We start from the raw sequence: 24,085 nt of genomic DNA, 5'->3' as shown, positions 1-24,085 counted from the left end.
GATTTTGGGAGCAGGGAGCAAAGATTTTTCTTTCTTTTGTCTTTACTACAAAATCTTTATTCCTTGCTCCTCTTGCCCTTATTCTAAAAGTCCTTATTCCTTCTAAGAATAGTCAAAACTTCCTTTTTTGAACGGCAATTTAAAAAAGGCGGTTACCACATTGGCTATATGCTTTAGACGATATCTCAGGTTCTTTTTAACTTTCGCCATGCCTTGTGCTTCCAGGTTCATTGGCGGAGTTTTGATGGTACCCGTTTGAGATGATGTAGGCTGCGGTGTCGGACGTTTCTCCACTACTACAATCGAGTCATAATAATGCACAGAATTTACCGAACGGGTAAATGAGCTAACCGGCAGCGATTTTTCGACAGAATGATAAGCGTTTAACTGATCAATAAAGTTTTTAGAGTATTCAATAAAGCTGCCACGCCTTTTATGCCCACCGCCATATTTTAGCCAATATGAGGTATGCACATCTTCGCACAGGTATACACCATCGGGTTTTACATGATCAAAAAGTTCTTCGTATGATACAATTTGCTGTAGCATGGTATGCCCGCCATCGTCAATTAAAATATCAATGGGTGGAATTTCCTGCTTTACCTGCCTTAAAAACTTACGGTCTGTTTGTGAACCTATCAGTACTTTAATATTTTCTTCCTCAACCGCTTTACAGGCCGGGTTAATATCCATCCCGTAAATTTTTGCTTTATCACCAAAATAGCTTTTCCACATTTGCAAACTGCCACCGTGCAGGGTGCCAATTTCCAATATCACAATTTCCTTACCACGGTATTTACTAAAATGCCGCTCATAAACATCAAAATAATGAGCCCATTTATATATTACCCGCTTATCATTTTTATTAAAATATAACTCCAGATCGTTCATTTCAGCTTAATTAACGGCTTTAAACCTACATAAAAAAAATCGACTGCCAAATTGAAATTCAATTCACATATCAGCATATAACAACACCCCGCCTTAACCCTCAAATTATCAAAAAGTTATGACATTTTTAAAAATAAAATTTACTCTTGTATTTGAAATATATAATTTCTATCTTTGCGCCCGATTTGGCGATGTTGCCAAATTCGTTATTTTAATTCATGAACCCATTTATTCAACTGGGAATCCGTCATGATATTGTTAATGCCATCTCTGAGTTAGGGTTTGAAAACCCAACGCCAATCCAGGAACAGTCAATTCCGGTATTGTTAACAGGCAGCAACGATTTTGTCGGATTAGCCCAAACCGGGACCGGTAAGACTGCTGCCTTTGGCCTACCATTATTAGAGCTGTTGGATTTCGAAGAAAATCATCCACAGGCACTTGTTTTATGCCCAACACGTGAACTTTGTTTACAGATCACGAACGACATTAAAAATTACGCCAAGCAAATGAACAACGTACACGTTGTTGCTGTGTATGGTGGTGCAAGTATTTCTGATCAGTTACGCCAGATTAAACGTGGCGTACAGATTGTAGTGGCCACACCAGGCCGCATGCTTGATATCATCAACCGCAAGGCGATAGATTTTTCGCAGGTAAAATACGTAGTATTGGATGAAGCTGATGAAATGCTCAATATGGGCTTTCAGGAAGACATTGATAATATCTTATCTACCACGCCCGACGAGAAAAAAACCTGGCTGTTCTCAGCCACTATGCCTGCCGAAGTTAGGCGGATCGCCAAAAAATACATGGAGAATCCGTTTGAGCTTACTATGGGCACCAAAAACACCGGTAATGCCAATATCGAGCACGAGTACTATATAGTACGTGCCCGTGACAAGTATGCCGCGTTTAAACGTATTGTTGATTTTAACCCCGATATTTTTGGTATTGTTTTTTGCCGTACCAAAATCGAGACCCAGGATATTGCAGAAGCGCTGATCAAAGACGGTTACAATGCCGATTCTTTACACGGCGACTTGTCGCAACAACAACGTGACAAGGTGATGAAACGTTACCGTGAGCGTAACCTGCAGCTATTAATAGCTACAGACGTTGCCGCCCGTGGTATCGACGTTAATGATGTTACCCACGTAATCAACTATTCGTTACCAGACGAAATTGAGAACTACACCCACCGTAGCGGTCGTACAGCCCGTGCAGGTAAAACCGGCGTATCTATCTCTATCGTTAACGGCAAAGAATTAGGTAAAATACGTCAGATTGAGCGTGTTATAGGTAAAAAGTTTTCAAAAGCCGAAATCCCTACAGGTTTTGACGTTTGCGAAAAACAACTGTTCTCTATTGTACATAAAGTACATAACGTTACTGTTAACGACGAACAGATTGAACAATACCTGCCACGCATCATCGAAGAATTTAAAGATGTAAGCAAAGAGGAGTTTATCAAGCGTTTTGCATCCATTGAGTTTAACCGCTTCCTGGATTATTACAAAAACGCTCCGGATTTGAATGCAAGCGTTGAAGAAGGTCGTCGTTTTGAAGATCGTGGTGAACGCCCTTCAGGTGGCAAATCAGCTTACACCCGTTTATTTATAAACTTAGGTTCTGTTGATGAATTTAACCGCGGCGATTTGCTGGGTTACATTTGCAACACTACCAAAATAAGCGGCCGTACCGTTGGTAAAATTGATGTAAAAGGTGTTTATTCATTTTTCGAAGTTCCGCATGAGGATGTAGAAAAAGTGATGACCGCTTATAAAGAAATAGAATACAAAGGCCGTCCGGTTAGGATAGAAATATCTGGCGAAGGCACCAGCGATAATCGCAGCAGCGGCGGTGGATACCGTGGCGGTGGCGAACGCCGTGAAGGTGGATATCGTGGTGGCGAGCGTCGCGAAGGTGGCGGTTACCGTGGTGGCGAACGTCGTGAAGGCGGTGGCTACCGTGGTGGCGAAAGAAGCAACTCTGGTGGTGGTTTCCGTGATTTCTCTGGCAAAAGCCGTGAAGATCGTCCGGAACGTCGCAGAAGATTCTAATTTAAAGAATCAAGAGATTAGAATCAGGACAGAAAGCCATAAACAATGGTGATTTTGTCTTGATTCTTGACTCTTACTTCTTGAGTCTAAAAAAGAAAATAGTTTTTCATGTAGCTTCTCTGGTAAAGAAGCATTAGTTTTAGTTTAGTTTTGTTAACAAAGCCTTCAGTTGCATCCGCAACATGAAGGCTTTTGTTTTAGCGGCTAAACTCAACCACGTCAGAATCCGGGTAAAACAGGGTGAGCTTATGATCATCCAGATTTTTGATCAGGAATTTGGAAAATGGCCTGCTACCTTGATAGGAAGTAAAGATGGTATCATTCGTTACAAAATAATCTTCAGTGACGGGTTTGCCATCGTCCATTGTAAATCCCTTATCGGTTATTTCAAGCTTGGTTTCACCATCTTTTGATTGCCATTTGCCTACCAGTTTTTTATTAACCTGGTGCTCAGGAGCCCTGTTACAGGCCAAAACCAATAGCATCAATCCAACTGTCGGGATCAATAAAGCTTTATGTTTCATATTTAGTTTTTATGCCTCTGGCCCGCGCAGCCGGGTTTTATTATTTTTTCTCAGCCGGTTTATCTTTCAATCTAGCTTTGCTAATATAAACGTGCTTGCCCTTTTTGTTGACATAGAAATATTTCGAATTTTTGTCAATATAAATGGTTTGTCCACTCGGGCCCACCTTATCAGCATATTTTTTATCAGCCACTGTAGCCGCACCTTTAGATGCAATTTCGGCGGTTTTATGACCAACCGATGTAGCAACCTTGCCTGTTTTATCGCCAACCTTTTTAAAAAAGCTGGTATCTTTTTTTGTTTTGGTTTGTGAAAAAGCTGGTGATATCACAAATGTTCCAGCAGCAAGCAAGACAACTTTAAGTAAATTTTTCATAAGGGATTTTAATTAAGTTATTACTAATATAATAAAATAATCAACTCAATTTTTCGGCCAAATTATTCATTTCCAATACCGGGGGGCTTTTCTTATATAAAATGGCATAAACAGCATTGCATATAGGCATATCTACGTTGTACTGTTTATTCACCTCTTGTAGGCAATTTACTGCATAATATCCTTCGGCTATCATATTCATTTCCAGTTGGGCCGATTTTACCGTATATCCTTTACCTATCATATTGCCAAAGGTACGGTTGCGGCTAAATTGCGAGTAAGCAGTCACCAGCAGATCGCCCAGGTAAGCCGACTCTTTGATATCTCTATTGATAGGGTGCACCGCATCAACAAAGCGCTCCAGTTCCCTTATCGCATTTGATATGAGCACCGCCTGAAAATTATCGCCATAACCCACACCATGACAAATACCACTGGCAATGGCATATACATTTTTTAACACCGCACCATACTCCGTACCATATATATCATCAGATACAATGGTTTTGATATACCGGGTATTGATCATCCCGGCAAATTCGGCAGCCAGCTCGGTATCTCCAGAGGCTATAGTGAGGTAAGAGAGCTTTTCAAGGGCTACTTCTTCAGCATGACATGGGCCGCTGATCACCATAAAATCATCAAACGAAACGCCCATCTTCCGGTTTAAAAACTCACCAATGATCAGATTTTCATCGGGCACTATCCCCTTTATGGCCGACACTACTTTTTTCCCGGCCAGGTCGGCTGGCGTTATCCCGGTCAGGGCATCTTTTAAAAATGCCGCTGGTACATTAAGTAAAATAATATCCGCATGCTGTATAATCTCTTTTAGGTTTACCGAGATATTTTGTTTTGGCAATTTAATCTCAACCGAACTTAAATAATGCGGATTGTGCCCAAATTTATGCAGATGTTCAACCGCCTGCGCATTCCGCATCCACCAAAAAATTTCCTTTTCTGTAGTATTATCAGCCAGCATTTTAATATTGGCTGTAGCCCAGCTCCCTCCGCCAACAACCGCGATCTTCTTTTTATTTTTTTGCATTAAATGGTATTGCCAGGTTTTAATTGACAAAGCAAATTAATGAAAAATTGAGGTAAAAGGAGAAAGGATCTTGGGAGCAAAGATTTTGGGAACAAGGAGCAAGGACTTTTGGAGCAAAGACGGATCCAGGCAAAACCCCTGAACAAGCTGTCTATTTTGTTACAAAAGTGGGTTTACATGGTTTACACTTTTTATGATTAAAATTGATTTAAATATTTGAAAATCAATACATTAAATAGATTTTACTACAAAATAGTGTAAACCCACATTTTGTAGAGTTTAATATCCTCAGAATCCCCTGCGAGAGACCCTGAGGGTACTGTAATTTTAGTCCCCCATATGTCATTTCGACGAACAGCAACAGACAGCGTAAAGGCGTGAGGAAAAATCTTCTGCGCAACGTAAAGCTTCAATTGCAAAATGTAGAAGATTTCTCTTTGTACCTCGTTCGAAATGACAACTTCCGGGTACAGGGCATAAGAGCCTCCGGGGTACCGCAGCTGCAAATTATTTATCCTTATTCCAAAAATCCTTGCTCCTTGTTCCCAAAATCTTTGTTCCTACAAATCCTTACTCCAAAAATCTTTGTTCCTTGCTCCGTAAATAGTTAAGTTTGTTTTATACCCTATATCTATGGATCCATCAGCCAGAGAAACATTTAACCGGCATTTTACAGCAGAAAAATACGAGGCCTTCTTAACCCACCTCAATGATGGCCTGCCCAATCCTGTACCCTTCCGTGTAGCCGAAACACCGGTTTTCCTGACCGATAACTTTCGCGATAAACTGGTGGCAGCAGGTAACAGCATTATCGATACTATTCTGCAACCTGGGTTTAAGGACCTTACCGAACGATCTATCCCTGATAAATGGCGTTTGCCGAATGAAAATGACCATCCTCATTTCATCGCTCTTGATTTTGGTATTTGCAAGGATGCGGGTGGGCACATAGTTCCTAAGCTGATCGAATTGCAGGGCTTTCCCTCCTTGTATGGTTTTCAGGTTCATTTAGGTAATACCTACCGTGACGTTTTTAATATCGATACCAATAAAACCATCTACTTTAACGGGCTTACTGAACAATCCTATCTTGAGCTCCTCCAAAAAACCATCCTCGGCCCCTACCAGCCAGATGAAGTGGTATTGATGGATGTAAATGCCCCTGAACAAAAAACCGCGGTTGATTTTTATGTCACCCAACGATACCTGGGCATTCCTGTTGTTTCGTTAAGCGATCTGCAACAACAGGGCGATCAGCTTTTTTACGAGGCTAATGGAGAGAAAAAACGCATCAGGCGTATTTACAACCGACTGATATTTGATGAGATAGATGGTGATGATGATATTTTTAACCAAGTAGTTGACATACGCCAACCACTTGATGTGGAGTGGATAACCCATCCAAATTGGTTTTACCGCATCAGTAAGTTTACCATGCCCTACCTGCATGGAGATCATATCCCTAAAACACAATTTCTGCATGAGGTAACTCCAATACCTGCCCATCTGGAGAATTATGTGCTTAAGCCACTCTTCTCCTTTGCCGGCCAAGGCGTGATCATTGATGTTACCGCAGAGGATATTAAAAACATTACTGATCCCGAAAACTGGATATTACAGCAAAAAGTAAATTATGAACCGGTAATACAAGCGCCCGATGGTGGGGTAAAGGCAGAAATACGCTTATTGTACTTATGGCCCAACGAAGATACCCGGCCTACACTGGCCATTAACCTGGCCAGATTAAGCCGTGGTAAGATGATAGGCGTGCGTTATAACAAAGATTTTGACTGGGTGGGCGGAACAATTGCACTTCAACAACGTTAAACTTTATACTAATTGCAACGTCTATACGTATAATAGGGTATATATTAAAAATGTAGTATTTTTGTGACATGAATATTCAAACCATTATAGTAATTATTCTTTTTGCCGGTGCAGTTTTTTACATCAGCCGTATGCTGTATAAAAGCCTGACCGCAAAAAAGGGATGTGGTGGTAATTGTAAATGCGGTGTTGATTTTTCTGGTATAGAACCGGGCAAAACAAATAAATAACGCAATACCCATTCATTAAATCTTCATTTGTAACCCGTACTTTTAAATTTAGAAGTAAACTCACTTAATGTCTTCAAATAAGCAAGTTTTTCAAGCCGATTCACCAGGTAGATGGAATAAATTCAAGTGGCTCAGCCGCATACTTCTTGCAGTACTCATCATTGGGATCATAGCCGTAATAGTTACCATCAAGTCAACCTATTACCCCGATCTGCCAAATCTGAACCCGGCCCCGAAAAAAATGTCGAAAGAAGAACTTGACCAGTTAAAGAGGTCAACCAAGTTCAAGTACTTCAATATACAAAAGTCAGAGATCGAGGCCATGGAGCGGACACGACGTTTGCACCAGCTTAAACACCCCAATAATAAAGATCGTATTAACGCGGCATTTTATCTGGCCTGGGACCCACAAGCCTATAACTCATTGATCACCAACCTGGGGCACCTGGATATGGTTGTAAGTGAGGGTTTTTCTATAGCGCCTAAAGTAGATACCGTAATTTCTAAAATTGACACGGGTCTTATCCGCATCAATAAAAAGTTTAACAAACCGGTGCTCATCATGTTATCCAACTACGTTAATAAAGATAACGTAAGCGGTGGTTTTGATACTAAGGATGTTGAACGGATCATTAAAAGCAAGAGGCTCCGCACTGAATTTATCAACAGCATTATCCGTAGCCTTACTAAGTACAAATTCCAGGGTATCAATATTGATTTTAATGAGATTAAAAATCGAAACAGCAAAGAATACCTTACCTTTTTACAGGATTTGTATAAAGCCCTGCATGCCAAAAACCTGCTGGTAACCCAAAATGTGGTGCCCGATGATGAAGCTTATGACCTGGTAAAGCTGCAGCATTACAACGATTTCTTGTTTGTGATGGCTATTGATGAGCATTATGATGCCACCAATGCCGGCGACCTGTCAAACCAGCATTGGGTTGAACAAATATTAGATAACGTTTGCAGCCAGGTACCCAGCGAAAAGGTTATTTTAACTTTTGCTGCAGGAGGTTATGACTGGCCCGAAAAGAGCGTTGGCCATGCTATAGGTTATCAGCAAGCTATCAGTACCGCGCAGGAGAAACAAAGTAAGATCATTTTTGATCCCCTGTCTGCCAACCTGCATTTTAGTTATGTTGATCAGGGTGGGCTTCCACACACCATTTATTTTACAGATGCGGCCACCAATTTTAATGTGATCCGCATGGCCGATGACTGGGCAACCGGAGGTGTGGCTTTGTGGCGCCTGGGGTCTGAAGATCCGCGCTTATGGTCATATTTTCAGAAAAACCTTTCGATCGACTCCTTAAGAAAAACAGGCATCGATTTGAAAAAATTAACCACAGTAGGCTTAAACAACAGGGTGAATGTTGATTATGATGGTGAAGGTGAAGTATTGGATCTCATCACTACCCCTACTACCGGCCAGATAGACGTAAAGCTGGATACCAACAAATTTACCATCACCAATCAGCAATATATTAAACTACCTACCAAATACGTGATACGCCGTTACGGCTACGCACCCAAAAAAGTAGTTTTAACTTTTGACGATGGACCTGATCCGGATTTTACTCCGCGCATTTTAGATATTCTTAAAAAAGAAAATGTACCGGCTGCCTTCTTTGTGGTGGGCTCCATGGCCGAAAAGAACATGCAACTGGTTCGGCGCGAGTATGAAGAAGGCTATGAGATTGGTAACCATACATTTTTCCACCCCGATATTTCGACAATAAGTCTTGACCGTGTTATTTTGGAGCTTAACTCCACCCGTAAGCTTATTGAGTCTATAACCGGGCGAAGCACCATCCTGTTCAGACCGCCGTTTAATGCCGATGCCGAACCGCAAACACTGGCCGAGGTTATCCCGGTTGCAGAAAGCCGCAGGCAAAGTTATATTACTATTGGCGAATCTATTGATCCCTGGGACTGGCAGCCTGGTGTAACAGCCGATAGCATAATTGCCCGCACCATCAGGCAAAGAAATGCCGGATCAATGATATTGCTGCATGATGCAGGTGGTGATACCCGCGAGGAAACGGTAAAGGCATTACCCGAAATTATCCACTACTTTAAATCGCATGGTTACCAGTTTACCACCATTGCCGATGTATTGGGCAAAACCAAGGCCGATCTGATGCCGCCTATTCCAAACGATCCGCATACAGGGATCCTGGGGCCGGTATATGATGTTGCCGTACACGGTTATTACTATATTAACTGGATATTGATCTATATATTTTTATCAGCTATTTTCCTGGCTATTGGTCGTATAGTTTTAATTGGCATACTGGCGGTAAGGCAACATGGCGAAAATAAAAAGATGATTAAAGCACGCGGTGACAATTTCCCATTGCCACCGGTAAGCATCATTGTACCAGCTTACAACGAGGAGGTAAATGCTGTTGCTACCATACAAAGTTTATTAAAAACAGAGTACCCCGCATTCGAGATCATTTTTGTGGATGATGGGTCAAAGGATAAAACATTTGAGGTGGTTACCTCGGCTTATGCCAATAACCCACTCGTTAAAATATTAACCAAACCAAACGGAGGTAAAGCATCGGCCCTTAACTTTGGTATTACCCATGCGCAAAGCGACTTTGTGGTTTGTATTGATGCCGATACCCAGCTGAAAACTGATGCCATTTATCATCTAATGACCTATTTTACTGATGAAGAAATAGGCGCGGTGGCCGGTACGGTAAAAGTAGGTAACGAAACCAATATCATTACCCGCTGGCAATCTATCGAGTATATTACGGCACAAAATATGGATCGCCGGGCATTTGATCTCATCAACAGTATTACCGTAGTACCGGGTGCTATTGGCGCGTTCCGCAAGTCGGCCATATTTAAAGCGGGAGGCTTTACTTATGATACCCTTGCAGAGGATTGCGATCTAACCATGCGCATACTAAAACAAGGTTATATTGTAAAAAACTGTGCCGAAGCGATTGCCTATACCGAAGCGCCTGAAACCATCAACATGCTGTTGAAACAACGTTTCCGCTGGAGCTTTGGCGTAATACAAAGCTTCTGGAAAAACCGGGATGCGCTGTTTAACAAAAAGTACAAATTTTTCGGAATGGTGGGCATGCCTAACATCCTCATTTTCCAGATCATATTGCCTTTATTTTCACCATTGGCAGATTTGATGATGATTTTTGCCCTCTTTGGTGCCAAGCCCGAAAAAATGCTATTCTACTATGTGGCGTTTGTCTTGATAGATTTTATTGTGAGCATTATCGCCTTCCGCATGGAAAAAGAGGATTACAAAAAGCTCATTTACATTATTCCGCAGCGTTTCATGTGGCGCCAGCTAATGTATTATGTGCTGTTTAAATCTATCAGAAAAGCCTTAAAGGGCGAACTTAGCGGCTGGGGTGTACTCAAACGTACCGGCAACGTGAAGGTTGAAAAAGAAAAGGAAAACCAGATTTAAAAGTATATTTATTCAAAGCGTCATTGCTTCGTTCCTCAGCAATGACGCTTTTGTTAAAACTTGTTCATACAAATCCTCATAAAGCCAATTGAGTTTATAGATATGCTCAATTGCGCTATTAAATGCGTTAAAAATTAAACGATATTGGTCGGTACCAATTTTTGACCAATGACCAATAAGATCTCCTGCGTACTTATTTCGTGGATCCAATTCCTATTCATTATATGTTTTAGCTTTTTTGTATCAACAACGCAGGCCCAGGACAAAGGCGATGAGGACAAAACAATGGCCAACAACGTTAAAACACGCGATCAAAAGGCTATTGATGAAGCGGTGAATGGCTGGTGGCCGGCATCTATGAAAACACGTGACAGCCGGATAGCCTGGTGGCGCGATGCCCGTTTTGGCATGTTTATACACTGGGGCATATACTCTTTACCTGCCGGCGAATGGGAAGGTAAAAATACCGGTGGCTACGCCGAACATCTGATGCGTAAGGCAAAAATACCACGTTCAGCTTATCTGGAACTGGCCCACCGGTTTGATCCTGTAAAATTTAATGCCGATAAATGGGTTCGGGCAGCTAAGTATGCCGGCATGCGATATCTGATCATTACAGCCAAACACCATGATGGTTTTGCCATGTACAATTCGCAGGTTTCTGACTACAATATAGTGAAACAAACCGCCTGGAAACATGATCCCATGGTTGATCTGGCTGCGGCCTGTAAAAAGTATGGTCTTAAATTCGGCTTTTATTATTCACATGCTTTTGATTGGGAGCACCCTGATGCTCCGGGTAACGATTGGGATTATCAGAACCCCGGTGGCGATTTGAATTTGTTTGGGGGTCGCGACTGGTATGATCTGCACCCGGAATTATTGCCCAAAGCAGTAAATTATGTAGATAAAAAGGCTATCCCACAGATAAAAGAACTCATCACCAAATATCATCCGGATATCCTGTGGTTTGATACACCGCAAAAACTCCCTCTATCAGAAAACATCCGCATCCTGAAAGCTATCCGGGAAACCGCCCCTAATATAGTGGTAAATGGAAGGCTGGCCCGGGGCAGTGGTAATTTACAAATGGGCGATTATAAAAACACCGGCGATCGCCCGGCAGAGTTTTTCCCGGCAACCGGCGACTGGGAAGCTATTCCAACTACCAATGAATCATACGGCTATTCAAAATTTGACAAGAGCCATAAACCGGTCAGCTTTTTTATTCGTTTACTGGCCAAAGCAGCATCGCGCGGAGGTAATCTTTTAATGAATATAGGCCCCATGGGCAATGGTGAGTTTGCACCTGAGGACACTGCTATTTTACAAGGCATAGGTAGATGGATGAGCAAAAATTCAGCAAGCATTTATCAAACTACCAAAACTCCTTTACCATATCAAAGCTGGGGCGTATCTACCCGGAAAAATAATTTACTGTATTTGCATGTATTTAACTGGCCAAAAGATGGTAAGCTTATAGTGGGTGGTTTAAAAAGCACGGTTAATAAAGTATGGCAACTGGCCAATAAAAAAGAGTTAAAATTTAATAGGATCAATCCTTTGGATATAGCTATCCATTTACCTGATCAGGCCCCAGATACCAGCAATACGGTTCTGGTAATGGAAACCACAGGGCAAATAGAAACCGATACCGTACGCCTGTTAGCAAGTCATGAAACAATCAATCGCTTACTGGCATTTGATGCCCGCCTGGAGGGCAAAGGCTTTAGTTTTGGTGATGGAAAAACCAGCAGTTATTATGTAGAAGGTTGGAAAAACACCAATCAATCTGTAAACTGGGATTTCAGATTAATTGAGCCTGCAAGCTATAAAGTTATCTTAAAATATGTGGCGGATACTGTTGACGAAGGCACTTATGAGTTAAGTGCTGGTCGTTTTAAAGTACAGGGCTCTATTAACGCCCTACCCAAAGGCACTCTGGTTAAAGAACAAGCATTGGGAACTGTGCCCCTTGAACCGGGCACATACAGCCTAAGCATTTCACCGGTTGAAATAAAGAAAACCGGCTTAATGAAAATATTAGAGGTACAGTTGATCCCGGTGAGTAAACCTTAATCGCGCTCGATAAGACAAACCGCGTAGGCTACTACACCTTCCTCGCGACCGATAAAACCCATTTGTTCGTTAGTGGTTGCTTTAATGGATATATCCTCTTCGCTGATGGACGCGGCTTCGGCAATATAGGTTTTCATGGCCGGTATATGCGGGTTTATCTTTGGGGCCTCCAGGCACACCATTGCATCGATATTACCAATGCTAAAGCCCTTTTCTTTGATCAGCGCTACTACATGCTGTAACAGCACCAGGCTGCTGATCCCTTTCCAGCGGTTGTCGGTATTGGAGAAATGAAAACCGATATCGCGTAAATTCGCAGCACCCAGTAAGGCATCGCAAATAGCATGTAATAACACATCAGCGTCTGAATGGCCATAAGCACCGGAATGGTGCTCTAATTTGACGCCGCCTAAAACAAAGGGGTGCTGTTCTTTTAACTGATGTACATCAAACCCAAAACCTACTTTTATCTTACCCATTATCTTCTGCCCACATTTGTTATACCACCAAAATTTGCCGATAAGGTAAAGCGCAGTGTATTAGCCAAAGGACTATTTTGCTGACTGGCTGCCAGGTACGAGAAATCGAAATTAAAAATATTATATTTCATACCTAAGCCGAGGGTCAGATAGTGCCTGTCGCCTTTGTCGGGGTTTTCATAAAAATATCCGGCCCTGACAGCAAATTGATGGTTATACCAGTATTCCACACCCGGCGAAAAGCTGATCTCTTTCAGCTCCTCACTAAAGCCGCCCGGGGCATCACCAAATGACTGAAAAATACCCGCAGGTACAGATACATCATCATCATGACCTTTGATGATATTCCCGTTGGCATCACGTATAGGAGGCGTCGGCACTAATAATTTATTGATATCAAAGGTGGCGGTTAGTTCATTGGTTTCATCAAGCTCCCATGTATTGGCCACACCTAATTTTAAGTTGGTAGGTAAAAAGTATTTCGGCCCAACATCACTGTAGCTGATTTTGGTACCAATATTAGAGATGTGTGCGCCAAAGGCAAAAAGGTTATTTTCACCATAAGGCTTTTTGTAAAACAACGACACATCCGCAGCAACTGCATTACCAGGTTTGTTAACCTGGCCCGATCCCTGCGCAAAAGATATACTTGATATGCTTGAACGTATATAACGCATCGTTAATCCCAGGGAAAGGTTTTCACCAAACTTACGGGCAAATGAGGCATCTATCGAAAATTCATTGGGGGTATACGTACCCAGGTCATTTGACTGATCATCCGTTAATTGTACCGAACCATAATTAAAATAGCGCATAGATGCTCCTATGGTATTACGATCATTTAATTTATGCGCATAACTCAGGTATGAAAGACTGATATCGGGCACCAAATGCCTTAACCATGGGCTGTACGATAATGAAAGCGCATCATTACTCTCCAGAAATGCGAGTTTAGATGGATTCCAGAAATTCGCGTTAACATCCGGTGAAATAGCCACACCGGCATCGCCCATGGCACCCGAACGCGAATCGGGGGAAATATTTAAAAAAGGAACCTGCACAGGTATCGCTTTGATATTGCTACCATCAGTACTTGTACCTACAGGCGTTTGTGCAATAGCCGAAACCGGCAGCAAAAAGAGCACGGAATAAACAAAATAGCGAAAGGTAGAAAACTTCATTGGGTGCAATTTAGCTTTAATAATTTAATTCATATACAGGTACGCCCAAAATTTACTTAGCATTTTTAAAGAACTATTGCAATAATTGCTCAATCAAAAAAAGCAAACCAGTGCAACTAATTTCAACAAATTTTCGTTCAAATGCCTGATAATAGTTTGAATTATTTTGAATAATGGTTTATGCTCAATAGCATTATATCCATTTTTTTCTAAATTTACCCTATAATATAACCGTAAAAATATGAAAATACTTTTTACTAAAACTGCTTTCGTGCTGTTGGCTGTAAGTGCCGTGGTAAGCAGCTGCAGTAAACATCACGAAACTTCGCAAAAAACCGGGATCACTTATAACGACAAAACCAATGGTGGTTATGTGCGGTTCAGGCAAACCCATCCCTCACCGGGACCGGGTTTGGTACCCATTGAAGGTGGTACTTTTGTGATGGGCGGCAGCGCAGACCAGGATGTTGCTTATGACTATAACAACGTAAAACGCAGGGTAACCGTTCCGTCATTTTATATGGATGAAACGGAAGTATCAAACCAGGATTGGCTTGATTACCTGCACTGGACGGCTATTACCTTTCCAAATGACCGGGAGTTATATTATGATGCTTTGCCCGATACCTTAGTATGGCGTAAACCACTATCATACAATGAACCTTACGTAGATAACTACCTGCGTCACCCTGCATTTCAGGACTATCCTGTGGTAGGTGTAACCTGGGATCAGGCACAAGATTATTGCCAATGGCGTACCGACCGTACCAACGAAAACATCCTGCGTGAAACTGGAAGAATGGTAGCCTGGAAGGATTTGAATGGTGGTAAAAATGGGCAACCAGCTGCCTCAGCACAACCTTTCAATACTGATATTTATTTGAACGGTCAAATGAAAGGCCCTGGTGTTGATGGTAAAAAAATGGTACCAGATCTGAGTCCTAACGCACAAGCAGGTACCGGTAAAGGTGGTAAACCTGTTAGACCTGTACGTATGGAGGATGGCATATTGAAACAAGGTTACCGCTTACCTTCAGAAGCCGAATGGGAATACGCAGCACTGGCTCTAGCCGGAAACACTCAATTTGAAAATATTGATGATGGAAAAATGTATCCATGGAATGGCTTAGGCGTACGCTCGGCCAAGAGCAAGACCCGTGGTTTAATATTGGCTAACTTTAAACGTGGCGCTGGCGACAATGCCGGTGTTGGTGGTTATTTGAATGATAAGGCCGATATTACCGCGCCTGTACGTTCATATGCACCAAACGATTTTGGGTTGTATAACATGGCTGGTAACGTAAACGAATGGGTTGCTGACACCTACCGTCAAACCTCATTTGAAGAGTTTGATGATTTTAACCCTTTCCGTGGTAACGAATATTCCAACAAACGTTTAGCCGACCCATCAAAGGGCCTGTACGCCAAAGACAAATATGGCCGCCCGATCAAAGATCCGGCAAAAGCCAACAAAAAATTAAAATATAGTGAGCTTTTAGCTTTACAAGGACAACGCGCCGATTCCGCTAACGCCACTGCAGCTACTCCTGCAAATGCGGTTCCGGCAAACGGTAATACAGCTAATGCCAATGCTCTGCTTGCTACTAAAAATTCTGGAAAAGCATTTAATCCCGATCTGAGAGGTGTGCAAGACACGGTTAACCTTGCCTTATACGGAAATACCACCCTGGTTAATAACCGTTCAAAAGTTTACAAAGGCGGTTCGTGGAATGATATGGCCTATTGGTTAAATCCGGCTACACGCCGCTTTATGGATCAGGATGAATCCAGTGCCGAGGTTGGCTTCCGCTGCGCGATGACACTGGTTGGCGCCCCTGAAATTTACCCTAATGGCAAACCCCATTATGGAGTTAAAAAAGCTAAAACTTTCAAATCAAAATAAAGTATCATTATTACTTCGTAAATAAAACAAGCCGTTCAGTAATTGAGCGGCTTGTTTTGTTTACAACTTATCTTTTCTTTGAACAACGCCAAGATTTATACCGAAGCTCCTTTCTTTATAAATCCAGGCGATGTATTTAGTTTACTATATATAGTATTTTTAATATGATAAAGCTTGCTAATGCTTCTTTAAGCTTGTTCTTTTCAGGTATCCTTAAATAATAATATTATTTCCTTTTGCAGCAAAAAAGCCCCTGCCATTTATAAAAGGCAGGGGCTTTTATTATACCAATCAGGCTAATTAATAGCCATCATTTTGTTTAAGGTTCTTGTTGGCATTTATCTCATCGCGAGGTATCGGGAATACTAACCTTGGTGAGTTATAATCCAGCCCATTAACTTTTTTCAACAAACGCTTGGCATCATGCAAAAAGAAACCACCTTCAAAAGCAAGCTCCAATCGCCTTTCTTTTAAAATATCATCAATTGTAACGGAAGATAGCGCAGCTAGTCCTGCACGGGTCCTGATCACATTGATATCATCAACAGGCGCCGCTCCGGTTGAGGTGCTCAGGCGAAAATTTGCTTCGGCGCGAATAAGGTATAACTCCGCTAAACGTATTACATGAACGTTACCATACAAATTATCAAATTTGTCAACCTGCAATGAGCCGCCGGAATCTTCATTGTATACAGCCAAACGTCCGTCACCTTCTTCAAATTCAGTAAGGAAACTTGATTTAAGGGAAATATCTCCACGACCTCCGTAGTCAGAAGAAGCATAAAACGTATTCAGATCATTTGTACCTTGCTGAGCAGTTACCTGTATGGCAAAAATATCTTCCGTTGTATTATCAACATGAACAGCATTTTGATTAGGGAAAGGAAACTCATCGGCATAGTTTGCAACCAAACTATATTTTCCGCCGCTGATAACCTTTGTTGCTTCTGTAACAGCCTTTGCATATTGCCCCTGTTGTAAATATATTCTTGCAAGTATGGCCGAAGCAGCATAAGTATTAGCATAAAATGAAACCGAAGTAGTAAGCTTGGTCTCGGCATCGGTAAGATCGGATATAGCCTGGGCATAAACCTGTGCTACAGTTGATCGTGGTGGATAGGAATCAGCGCCGATAACCGTTGTTGGGTTTAACACAATAGGCACCGCTAAATTAACATTAGGGTCACCATCGTTCCATGCTCTGCCAAACAAACGCGCCATATCAAAATACATCAGCCCTCTTAAAAACTTAGCCTGTCCTTCGTAGGAATTCTTATTGGCTGCGGTTGCTTTATCCAGATTGGACAGTACATAATTAGCCTGATTATTTACCCTGTAAGCATCTAACCAGTAAGTCTCAACATAAGCATTATTTATGGTGAGCCTCTGATTTACCATTTGTGTAAGATCCTGAAATGTACCGGCCCAGTCAACTACATCTTGACTGGCCATCAGATCGGGCATTAAAAACACATCTCCTCCATAGATATATGATAATCCGGCCCGGTTATAGGCACCAATCAGTGTGCTCTGTACATCTTTATCAGTTGTGATGGCTCCGGTAGCGTCTATCTGGTCGTGAGGCTTTAAATCCAACTGTTTTTTACAAGCCGTTAACGCTGTAATGGCGGAAACAACTGTAATAATTTTTATATATGATCTCAATCTTTTCATTTCTACAATTATTAAATATTACAATCCTACGTTTACACCAAAAGTAATTGTACGGGGTTGCGGAGCCGAGTAAAAGTCAACCCCCAGGTTAATATTGCTTGCCTGATAGTCGGAGTTTACTTCCGGATCCCAGCCTTTATATTTGGTTATCAGGAACAGGTTGTATGCATTAACAAACACCCTTGCTCTATCTAATTTAATTTTTGATAACACACTTTTTGGTACATTATATCCTAAAGCCACTGCTTTACAACGTACATATGAACCACCCGTTACATATCGGCTTGATGGGCTTGTTCCATTTGAATAAAATAACCGTGGTTCTGGCACATTAGTAATATCACCCGGCTTATCCCAATATTTTAACTGATCGATAGTTTGGTTATCAAAACCATTACTACCATTTGCACTCATATACTGACCGGCACTATTGTAAATTTTATTGCCAAAAGCTCCCTGGAAAGTAACAGCCAAATCAAAACCCGCATAGGTAAAGGTATTGGTAATACCGCCAGTAAAAGACGGAGTTGGATTACCCAAAACAACCGGAGAGGCCTGGTTGTAATTATTTGTTGTACTTCGATCGATGATTTTACCGCTGGCATCCTTGGTGTTCTTATAATACAAAGCATCGCCATTGGCTGGGTCTACACCGGCATATTCGGGTCCATAAAATACACCTATCTGTTGTCCTTCAATTACCCTGTTCAAATCGTTGGTTCCAATGATCAGCCCTTTTACATCGGTAACTACGTTTTTATTGTAAGCCAGGTTAAAGGCGGTTGTCCATTTAAATTTGCCAACAAAATTATCTGATGATAATGTTATCTCGTAACCCCGGTTATATAATTTACCCAAGTTTTGTGTCTGCGTGGCAATGCCCAGTGTTTGTGGTACGTTTACGTCAAGCAAAAGGTCACGGGTATTTTTATTGTAATAATCAAACGTAGCATTTAAACGGTTATTAAGAAACCCAACCTCTAAACCAACATCCAGTTGTGCAGTGGTTTCCCATTTAAGGTTAGGATTTGCTAATTGGTAAAAGCGCTGCCCCGGTACGCCATTATAACCTGCGTCGCCATAAAATAAACCAAGTGCGGCATAATTACCAATTTCCCCATTACCAGTTAAACCATAGCTGCCTTTCAATTTCAGATTACTGAAGATCTTGGAATCTTTTAAGAAATCCTCCTGGGTTAATACCCAACCCGCAGAAGCCGCCGGGAAATAACCATAACGATTGTTTGAGCTAAATCTGGATGATCCCTGGGCAGTGGCACTTACAGACAACAGATACTTGCTCTTGTATGCATAGTTGGCCCGGGCAAAATAGGATACAAAGCTATACTCCGCCCGCTTTGAATAACCTCCTGCTTTTACGGCAGCATCAATAATTTGCTTATATGAATCAGAAGGAAATTGTTGACCTTGTATATCATTACCAGTGTTATCATAATACTCATAACTGGTACCTACTGTTGCATCTAAGGTATTATCCGCACCAAAGCTATCTTTATAAGTAAAATAATTGTTCACTGTAAAATGCGATACAGTGGTTTGGGTATTTTCACCAAAACCATTTGGCTGACTGGTGTTTCTTGCAGTGGCCGAACCTGAATACGAATCTTCATTCTGGTTAGTCTGGTCTATACCAAACTCTGATCGGAATGCAAGTTTTTTAATAATTTGCCAGTTTCCGTATACGTTACCTAATGTTCTGTAAACATTGGTGTGGAAATAGGCATTATCAACATTGATCAAAGGATTATAATAAAGTGGGTAATTACCTGATTGACCCGGAGGCGTGCCGCTTATTAAACCACTTCTGGGGTCAATGACAGGTGTAATTGGGGATAGTGCAACAATTTGCAGTGGAGTACCAAACGAGTTATCATTATCAACACGTTTATTTAAGGTATGCATAAAGCTCAGATTCATACCCACATCCAGGTTTTTATACACTTTAGTATTCAGGTTTAAACGACCAGACATCCTGGTGAAATTATTGCCTTGAACTATACCTGTTTGATCAAGGTATTGACCACCAATGTAGTAAGTTGTTTTTTCGTTACCTCCGGATATGTTCAGGTCATACTGCGATTGAGGAGCGTGTTGAAACGCCTGTTTTTCCCAATCGGTATTTGTTTTGCCCCAATCTGTGCTTCCTGCCGCATATCGGGTAAACCTGCCTTCGGCAAATGCCTTTTCAGCAGCAATAGCATCTTCAACCGTAGCATAACTGGGGTTATCAGGATCCTGGCTTGCAAAATCCTGTTTGCCCGCACCAACAGCCGCACGTTCTATCAAAGCCAGCCATTGAGTAGAATTTAGAAACTGACGGTGCCTTGACGGGTTACTTGTACCCCATTGTGCTGTGAAGTTAACCTTGGCATCGCCGGCTTTGCCCTTTTTGGTAGTAATGAGCAATACACCATTTGATGCCCGTGCACCATATATTGCGGTAGCCGACGCGTCTTTTAAAACCTGAACGGATTCAACATCATTAAAGTTGATATCCGCAAGAGGATCTGTTCCTGCTGTTGTGGTGGAAATATCATTACTTGTGGTAACAATACCATCAATTACTACCAGGGGCTGTGTACCTGCCGATATTGATGCAGTACCACGGATGCTTATCTTTATTCCTTGTCCAAGCTTTCCATTATTAGCCTGGATATTTACACCTGCCGCTTTACCCTGTATGGCTTGCTCCAGTGTAGTTACCGGGGTGTTTTGTATCTCTTTTGATGATACAGTAGCTATAGATCCGGTTATGGCTTGTCTTTGTTGTGAGCCATAACCTACTACAACCACTTCAGTAAGTTGTTTTGCATCAGACTCCATCTGTACATTCAATGGTTTTCCATTGATAGAAAGTTCGGTTTCTTTAAAACCCAGAAATCTGAAAACCAGCACCTTTGCATTAGCTGGAACCGAGAGATTAAACGTTCCGTTTACACCAGTTTGAGTACCTGTTCCCGAAGCACCCTTCACGGTTACACTTACCCCTGGTAAGGGTGAACCGTCTTTCTGATCTGTTACCTTGCCTGTAATAACACGGCTTTGTGCTAAACCAAATGTAATACAAGAAAATAACAACAAAATTGTTAGTAAATTTTTCTTCATATAGTCAGTATTAAGTTATGAAAAGTAAGCTAATAAAATTTACAGACAAAAACAATAAAAGCGTCATGAAAACGTTATGGCAATTTCAATTTATGCTAAATAATGCCTAAAAAGTAAGTGAATTCGTTAAAACCTGAGCAGATTTTCGCTTTTTAATCTTATCGCCTATCAAGGTAAAACGCTGAACGCCAGAGCTGTCTTAGAGGACCTTTATTTCGCTCTTCCTATCGTTGTTCGGGTTATTTAAACCTATCAGACAATACATCAAATTAGCCTTTGGCGGCTACAGAATAAGTATCGATATTAGAAGTATTATATAGTAATAGTTGTTCTTCAGGAAACAACTTATTATAAAGATATCATTATTATCATCAATAACAATAATATAAAAATACCCGATTGGGTACTTTATTGAGTAAATATATACTGAATAAGATTTGCGCCCATTTTGAGCGCTTTTAAGCGGGCTTCCTGCGTATCGCCGGCATAGGTGCCATAATCTTCCCAGCCATTACCTAAATCGCACTCATAGGTATAAAAGCATACTAGTCGACCTTTGTAAATAAGCCCGAAACCTTGCGCCCGTTTTCCATCATGCTCATGAATTTTAGGCAAGCCATTTGGAAAGGGGTATTTTTGATGATAGATGGGGTGATTAACCGGCAATTCAACAAAATCAAGCTCCGGGAAAACCTTCTTCATTTGCGGGCGGATAAATTTATCGAAACCATAATTATCGTCGATATGCAGAAAGCCGCCCCCTGTTAAATACTTGCGCAGATTTTGAGCTTCCTGATCGGTAAATATCACGTTGCCATGCCCAGTCATAAAGGTAAAGGGGTAATTAAACAAAGAAGCGCTGCCTACTTCCACTACATCGTCATCAGCCTCAAAATTCGTTTTTAAATTTTCGTTGCAAAATTTGATCAGGTTGGGCAGTGCAGTACGATCGCCGTACCAGTCGCCGCCACCGTTATATTTAAGCCGCGCTATTTTATATGCTGGATTATTAAAACTACTCATGAGTATGATGGCAGTAAAAGCAACGATAAAAATTTTGGCTATTTTCATACACGGTTTAAAAAGTTCACCTCAAAACAGGCTTCCAATGCTGCCGTTTCTGTACGCAGGCGACTTTCACCTAAAGTTATGGGTTTAAAACCGTTTTGCAAAGCGCTTTCAATTTCGACAGGTGCAAAATCACCTTCCGGACCTATCAATATCAGGTAGCGGCCCTGTAGCTGCAAATCATTACGCAAACTAAGTTTGTCGCCGGGTTCGCAGTGAGCTATAAACTTTTGCCCATCAAACTGGCGTGCCAGCAGCTCATTTAGTTTCACAGGCTCATTCAAAACCGGGTGGTAGGCTTTAATAGATTGTTTTATGGCCGCTGTAATGATCTTATGAAGCCGATCAACTTTTGCTTCCTTACGTTCTGACCGCTGACTGATGATCAGTGAGATTTCATCAATGCCAATCTCGGTAGCTTTTTCCAGAAACCATTCCAGCCGCTCAATATTTTTGGTAGGTGCAACTGCTAAATGCAGATAATGATTACGCTTGTTATAACTTTCGGTAACAGAGGTGATTTGCAGTATGGTACGCTTAGGATGAGCATCCTGTATCACCGCGGTGTAAAAGCCGCCTCGGCCATCAATCAGTTGTACTTCACTGCCAACTTCCAGCCGTAATACGCGGATAGCGTGCTTACTTTCTTCTTCACTAAGAAAATATTGGGGATGAGTGGGTTCTATATCGGGTGTATAAAAAAGCTGCATTTTGGAGTATCAAGTAGTTAGTATCAAGTATCACGACAACTCTAAATATTCAAGTATCACGAAAAAATCTTGATACTTGATGCCAGCTACTTGATACCGTTTTAATACTAATGTAAATCTACCGCATCTTCTTCATTTATCAGCAATTCTAATTTAACTGATTCAATGTTTTGGTCTGATTTACGAAGCACGGTGATGTTATACCCGTTTGATTCTTTTTGTTCGCCTACGTCAGGTATCTTGCCAAATATATCTCCCAACCAGCCTGATACGGTATCAAAGTCACCATCTTCCGGCAAATCATGCGGCAGGTGCTCGTTTACGTCATATATAGGAGCAAGCGCATTTACGATAAATTCGCGGTCATTTACTTTTTCAACAATAGGTTTTTCTTCATCGTACTCATCCTGTATCTCACCTACCAGTTCTTCTACAATATCCTCCAGCGTAACCATACCTGCAGTACCGCCAAATTCATCAAGCACAATAGCTATCTGGATGCGCTTTTGTTGCAGCTCGGCCATCAGATCATTGATCTTCTTGGTTTCAGGAATAAAATAGGGCTTGCGGATAATATTTTTTAATACGATTTCTTCGTTGCGGGCTAATAACGGTAAAATATCCTTGGCATGTACAATTCCAATGATTTTATCGATCACATCATCATAAACAGGCATACGTGAATACCCTTCGGTAATGATCATATCGAGCAACTCTTCTTTGGTCGAACTGATGTCAATGCCTGATATTTTTGTACGGGGTACCATGATGTTTTTAACCACACGCTCGTTAAAATCAAATACGTTCTGAATCAGTTCGTGCTCATTGGAATCCAAAGCTCCCGATTCCTTACCCTGCTCAAGCAGATATTGTAACTCTTCGGAGCTGTGATGCGCCTCTCCACCTTCTAAGGTATTAATACCTAAAAGCCTCAAAATAAAATTAGCGAACCCATTTAACAGCCATATCAAAGGTTTGAAAAACACAAAGAAAAATCTAAGCGGAAGAGAAACCGTAAGCACCGTACGTACCGATTTTTGAATAGCTATTGATTTGGGAGCAAGCTCGCCAAACACTATATGCAATACGGTAATAAAGGTAAAGGCTAAAATATGGCTTGCCGTAATAAAGCCACCGGAGAGCGTTATCCCGATGGCCATAAAGCCTCTGATCACAATGTTGGTGGCCACCTCTTCTCCCACAACACCCAACGCCAGCGATGCTATGGTAATACCTAACTGCGTTGCCGCCAGGTACCCATCAAGGTTATGCAGTATACCACGCGCAACCTTAGCAACGCCGCTTCCTGATTTGGCCTTTATTTCAATTTGCGAACCCCGCACCCTAACCATGGCAAACTCTGCGGCTACAAAAAAACCGTTGAGCAAAACCAGCAACACGGTTGCAATTAAATAAAAAGTACTTATTTCGTAATGCGCGGGGTCCATGTATTAA

General features: G+C 41.6%; 17 protein-coding genes. 6 read left to right on the top strand and 11 right to left on the bottom strand.

Annotated features, from left to right (window positions below; translation table 11 throughout):
* Positions 1 to 102: 102 nt before the first annotated feature.
* Complete coding sequence (locus tag G7092_RS16515; RefSeq protein ID WP_166091124.1) at positions 103 to 891, bottom strand: class I SAM-dependent methyltransferase; 789 nt, start codon at positions 889 to 891, stop codon at positions 103 to 105.
* A 218-nt stretch (positions 892 to 1,109) separates the two neighbouring features.
* Between G7092_RS16515 and G7092_RS16510 the strand changes: the two genes are divergently transcribed.
* The gene (locus tag G7092_RS16510) at positions 1,110 to 2,954 is read left to right on the top strand and encodes a DEAD/DEAH box helicase (protein ID WP_166091123.1); all 1,845 of its coding nucleotides are present in this window, start codon (positions 1,110 to 1,112) and stop codon (positions 2,952 to 2,954) included.
* Positions 2,955 to 3,151: 197 nt separating this feature from the next.
* Here G7092_RS16510 and G7092_RS16505 read toward each other — a convergent pair whose 3' ends face one another.
* From G7092_RS16505 to G7092_RS16495, 3 genes are read right to left on the bottom strand one after another with little or no spacing between them, the layout of a single operon-like run.
* Positions 3,152 to 3,478 carry a hypothetical protein gene (locus G7092_RS16505; RefSeq protein ID WP_166091122.1) on the bottom strand — a complete coding sequence of 109 codons (327 nt, stop codon included), beginning with the start codon at positions 3,476 to 3,478 and terminating at the stop codon, positions 3,152 to 3,154.
* A 40-nt stretch (positions 3,479 to 3,518) separates the two neighbouring features.
* Positions 3,519 to 3,854 carry a hypothetical protein gene (locus G7092_RS16500; protein ID WP_166091121.1) on the bottom strand — a complete coding sequence of 112 codons (336 nt, stop codon included), beginning with the start codon at positions 3,852 to 3,854 and terminating at the stop codon, positions 3,519 to 3,521.
* A 40-nt stretch (positions 3,855 to 3,894) separates the two neighbouring features.
* Entirely contained in the window at positions 3,895 to 4,902 is a 1,008-nt protein-coding gene (locus tag G7092_RS16495) for an NAD(P)H-dependent glycerol-3-phosphate dehydrogenase (RefSeq protein ID WP_166091120.1), read from the bottom strand.
* A 633-nt stretch (positions 4,903 to 5,535) separates the two neighbouring features.
* Here G7092_RS16495 and G7092_RS16490 point away from each other — a divergent pair.
* The 4 genes from G7092_RS16490 to G7092_RS16475 all read left to right on the top strand — a co-directional run bounded on the left by G7092_RS16490 (position 5,536) and on the right by G7092_RS16475 (position 12,489).
* Entirely contained in the window at positions 5,536 to 6,729 is a 1,194-nt protein-coding gene (locus tag G7092_RS16490; protein ID WP_166091119.1) for a hypothetical protein, read from the top strand.
* 68 nt (positions 6,730 to 6,797) lie between these two features.
* The gene (locus G7092_RS16485; protein ID WP_166091118.1) at positions 6,798 to 6,959 is read left to right on the top strand and encodes a FeoB-associated Cys-rich membrane protein; all 162 of its coding nucleotides are present in this window, start codon (positions 6,798 to 6,800) and stop codon (positions 6,957 to 6,959) included.
* A 67-nt stretch (positions 6,960 to 7,026) separates the two neighbouring features.
* Positions 7,027 to 10,410 carry a trifunctional glycoside hydrolase family 18/polysaccharide deacetylase/glycosyltransferase family 2 protein gene (locus G7092_RS16480; protein WP_166091117.1) on the top strand — a complete coding sequence of 1,128 codons (3,384 nt, stop codon included), beginning with the start codon at positions 7,027 to 7,029 and terminating at the stop codon, positions 10,408 to 10,410.
* Between the two features lie 168 nt (positions 10,411 to 10,578).
* Entirely contained in the window at positions 10,579 to 12,489 is a 1,911-nt protein-coding gene (locus G7092_RS16475; protein ID WP_166091115.1) for an alpha-L-fucosidase, read from the top strand.
* Here the strand turns inward: G7092_RS16475 and ispF are convergent.
* Positions 12,486 to 12,968, bottom strand: a complete 483-nt coding sequence (gene ispF, locus G7092_RS16470) for a 2-C-methyl-D-erythritol 2,4-cyclodiphosphate synthase (protein ID WP_166091114.1) — start codon at positions 12,966 to 12,968, stop codon at positions 12,486 to 12,488. The genes G7092_RS16475 and ispF overlap by 4 nt on opposite strands.
* Positions 12,968 to 14,149, bottom strand: coding sequence for a type IX secretion system outer membrane channel protein PorV (porV, locus tag G7092_RS16465; RefSeq protein WP_166091113.1), 1,182 nt, complete (start codon positions 14,147 to 14,149; stop codon positions 12,968 to 12,970). Before porV ends, ispF begins: the two co-directional genes overlap by 1 nt.
* 241 nt (positions 14,150 to 14,390) lie before the next feature.
* Here porV and G7092_RS16460 point away from each other — a divergent pair, with 241 nt between their 5' ends.
* Positions 14,391 to 16,052 (top strand): SUMF1/EgtB/PvdO family nonheme iron enzyme, encoded by a 1,662-nt coding sequence (locus G7092_RS16460; RefSeq protein ID WP_166091111.1) that lies wholly within the window; start codon positions 14,391 to 14,393, stop codon positions 16,050 to 16,052.
* Between the two features lie 300 nt (positions 16,053 to 16,352).
* On the opposite strand, the gene G7092_RS16455 is transcribed toward G7092_RS16460, so the two are convergent.
* From G7092_RS16455 to G7092_RS16435, 5 genes are all read right to left on the bottom strand, one after another.
* Positions 16,353 to 17,726, bottom strand: coding sequence for a RagB/SusD family nutrient uptake outer membrane protein (locus G7092_RS16455; RefSeq protein ID WP_166091110.1), 1,374 nt, complete (start codon positions 17,724 to 17,726; stop codon positions 16,353 to 16,355).
* An 18-nt stretch (positions 17,727 to 17,744) separates the two neighbouring features.
* Positions 17,745 to 20,852, bottom strand: a complete 3,108-nt coding sequence (locus tag G7092_RS16450) for a SusC/RagA family TonB-linked outer membrane protein (protein ID WP_166091109.1) — start codon at positions 20,850 to 20,852, stop codon at positions 17,745 to 17,747.
* 408 nt (positions 20,853 to 21,260) lie between these two features.
* Positions 21,261 to 21,923: a DUF4159 domain-containing protein gene (locus G7092_RS16445; protein WP_166091108.1), complete on the bottom strand. Its 663-nt coding sequence runs from the start codon at positions 21,921 to 21,923 to the stop codon at positions 21,261 to 21,263.
* Entirely contained in the window at positions 21,920 to 22,630 is a 711-nt protein-coding gene (locus tag G7092_RS16440; RefSeq protein ID WP_166091107.1) for a 16S rRNA (uracil(1498)-N(3))-methyltransferase, read from the bottom strand. Before G7092_RS16440 ends, G7092_RS16445 begins: the two co-directional genes overlap by 4 nt.
* Before the next feature lie 107 nt (positions 22,631 to 22,737).
* Positions 22,738 to 24,078 (bottom strand): hemolysin family protein, encoded by a 1,341-nt coding sequence (locus tag G7092_RS16435; RefSeq protein ID WP_166091105.1) that lies wholly within the window; start codon positions 24,076 to 24,078, stop codon positions 22,738 to 22,740.
* Positions 24,079 to 24,085 lie beyond the last annotated feature (7 nt).

Origin of the sequence: Mucilaginibacter inviolabilis (assembly GCF_011089895.1) — a bacterium.
Classification (GTDB): Bacteria; Bacteroidota; Bacteroidia; order Sphingobacteriales; family Sphingobacteriaceae; genus Mucilaginibacter; species Mucilaginibacter inviolabilis.
Note: the sequence above shows the minus strand (reverse complement) of the source record. Positions and strands in the feature narration are given on the sequence as shown.

What these genes read in the sequence shown, in the direction of transcription:
- G7092_RS16500 (WP_166091121.1), bottom strand. Translation starts at nt 3,854, where the DNA reads ATGAAAAATTTACTTAAAGTTGTCTTGCTTGCTGCTGGAACATTTGTG.
- G7092_RS16515 (WP_166091124.1), bottom strand. Translation starts at nt 891, where the DNA reads ATGAACGATCTGGAGTTATATTTTAATAAAAATGATAAGCGGGTAATA.
- G7092_RS16510 (WP_166091123.1), top strand. Translation starts at nt 1,110, where the DNA reads ATGAACCCATTTATTCAACTGGGAATCCGTCATGATATTGTTAATGCC.
- G7092_RS16450 (WP_166091109.1), bottom strand. Translation starts at nt 20,852, where the DNA reads ATGAAGAAAAATTTACTAACAATTTTGTTGTTATTTTCTTGTATTACA.
- G7092_RS16490 (WP_166091119.1), top strand. Translation starts at nt 5,536, where the DNA reads ATGGATCCATCAGCCAGAGAAACATTTAACCGGCATTTTACAGCAGAA.
- porV (WP_166091113.1), bottom strand. Translation starts at nt 14,149, where the DNA reads ATGAAGTTTTCTACCTTTCGCTATTTTGTTTATTCCGTGCTCTTTTTG.
- G7092_RS16495 (WP_166091120.1), bottom strand. Translation starts at nt 4,902, where the DNA reads ATGCAAAAAAATAAAAAGAAGATCGCGGTTGTTGGCGGAGGGAGCTGG.
- G7092_RS16460 (WP_166091111.1), top strand. Translation starts at nt 14,391, where the DNA reads ATGAAAATACTTTTTACTAAAACTGCTTTCGTGCTGTTGGCTGTAAGT.
- G7092_RS16445 (WP_166091108.1), bottom strand. Translation starts at nt 21,923, where the DNA reads ATGAAAATAGCCAAAATTTTTATCGTTGCTTTTACTGCCATCATACTC.
- G7092_RS16455 (WP_166091110.1), bottom strand. Translation starts at nt 17,726, where the DNA reads ATGAAAAGATTGAGATCATATATAAAAATTATTACAGTTGTTTCCGCC.
- G7092_RS16435 (WP_166091105.1), bottom strand. Translation starts at nt 24,078, where the DNA reads ATGGACCCCGCGCATTACGAAATAAGTACTTTTTATTTAATTGCAACC.
- G7092_RS16475 (WP_166091115.1), top strand. Translation starts at nt 10,579, where the DNA reads ATGACCAATAAGATCTCCTGCGTACTTATTTCGTGGATCCAATTCCTA.
- G7092_RS16440 (WP_166091107.1), bottom strand. Translation starts at nt 22,630, where the DNA reads ATGCAGCTTTTTTATACACCCGATATAGAACCCACTCATCCCCAATAT.
- ispF (WP_166091114.1), bottom strand. Translation starts at nt 12,968, where the DNA reads ATGGGTAAGATAAAAGTAGGTTTTGGGTTTGATGTACATCAGTTAAAA.
- G7092_RS16480 (WP_166091117.1), top strand. Translation starts at nt 7,027, where the DNA reads ATGTCTTCAAATAAGCAAGTTTTTCAAGCCGATTCACCAGGTAGATGG.
- G7092_RS16485 (WP_166091118.1), top strand. Translation starts at nt 6,798, where the DNA reads ATGAATATTCAAACCATTATAGTAATTATTCTTTTTGCCGGTGCAGTT.
- G7092_RS16505 (WP_166091122.1), bottom strand. Translation starts at nt 3,478, where the DNA reads ATGAAACATAAAGCTTTATTGATCCCGACAGTTGGATTGATGCTATTG.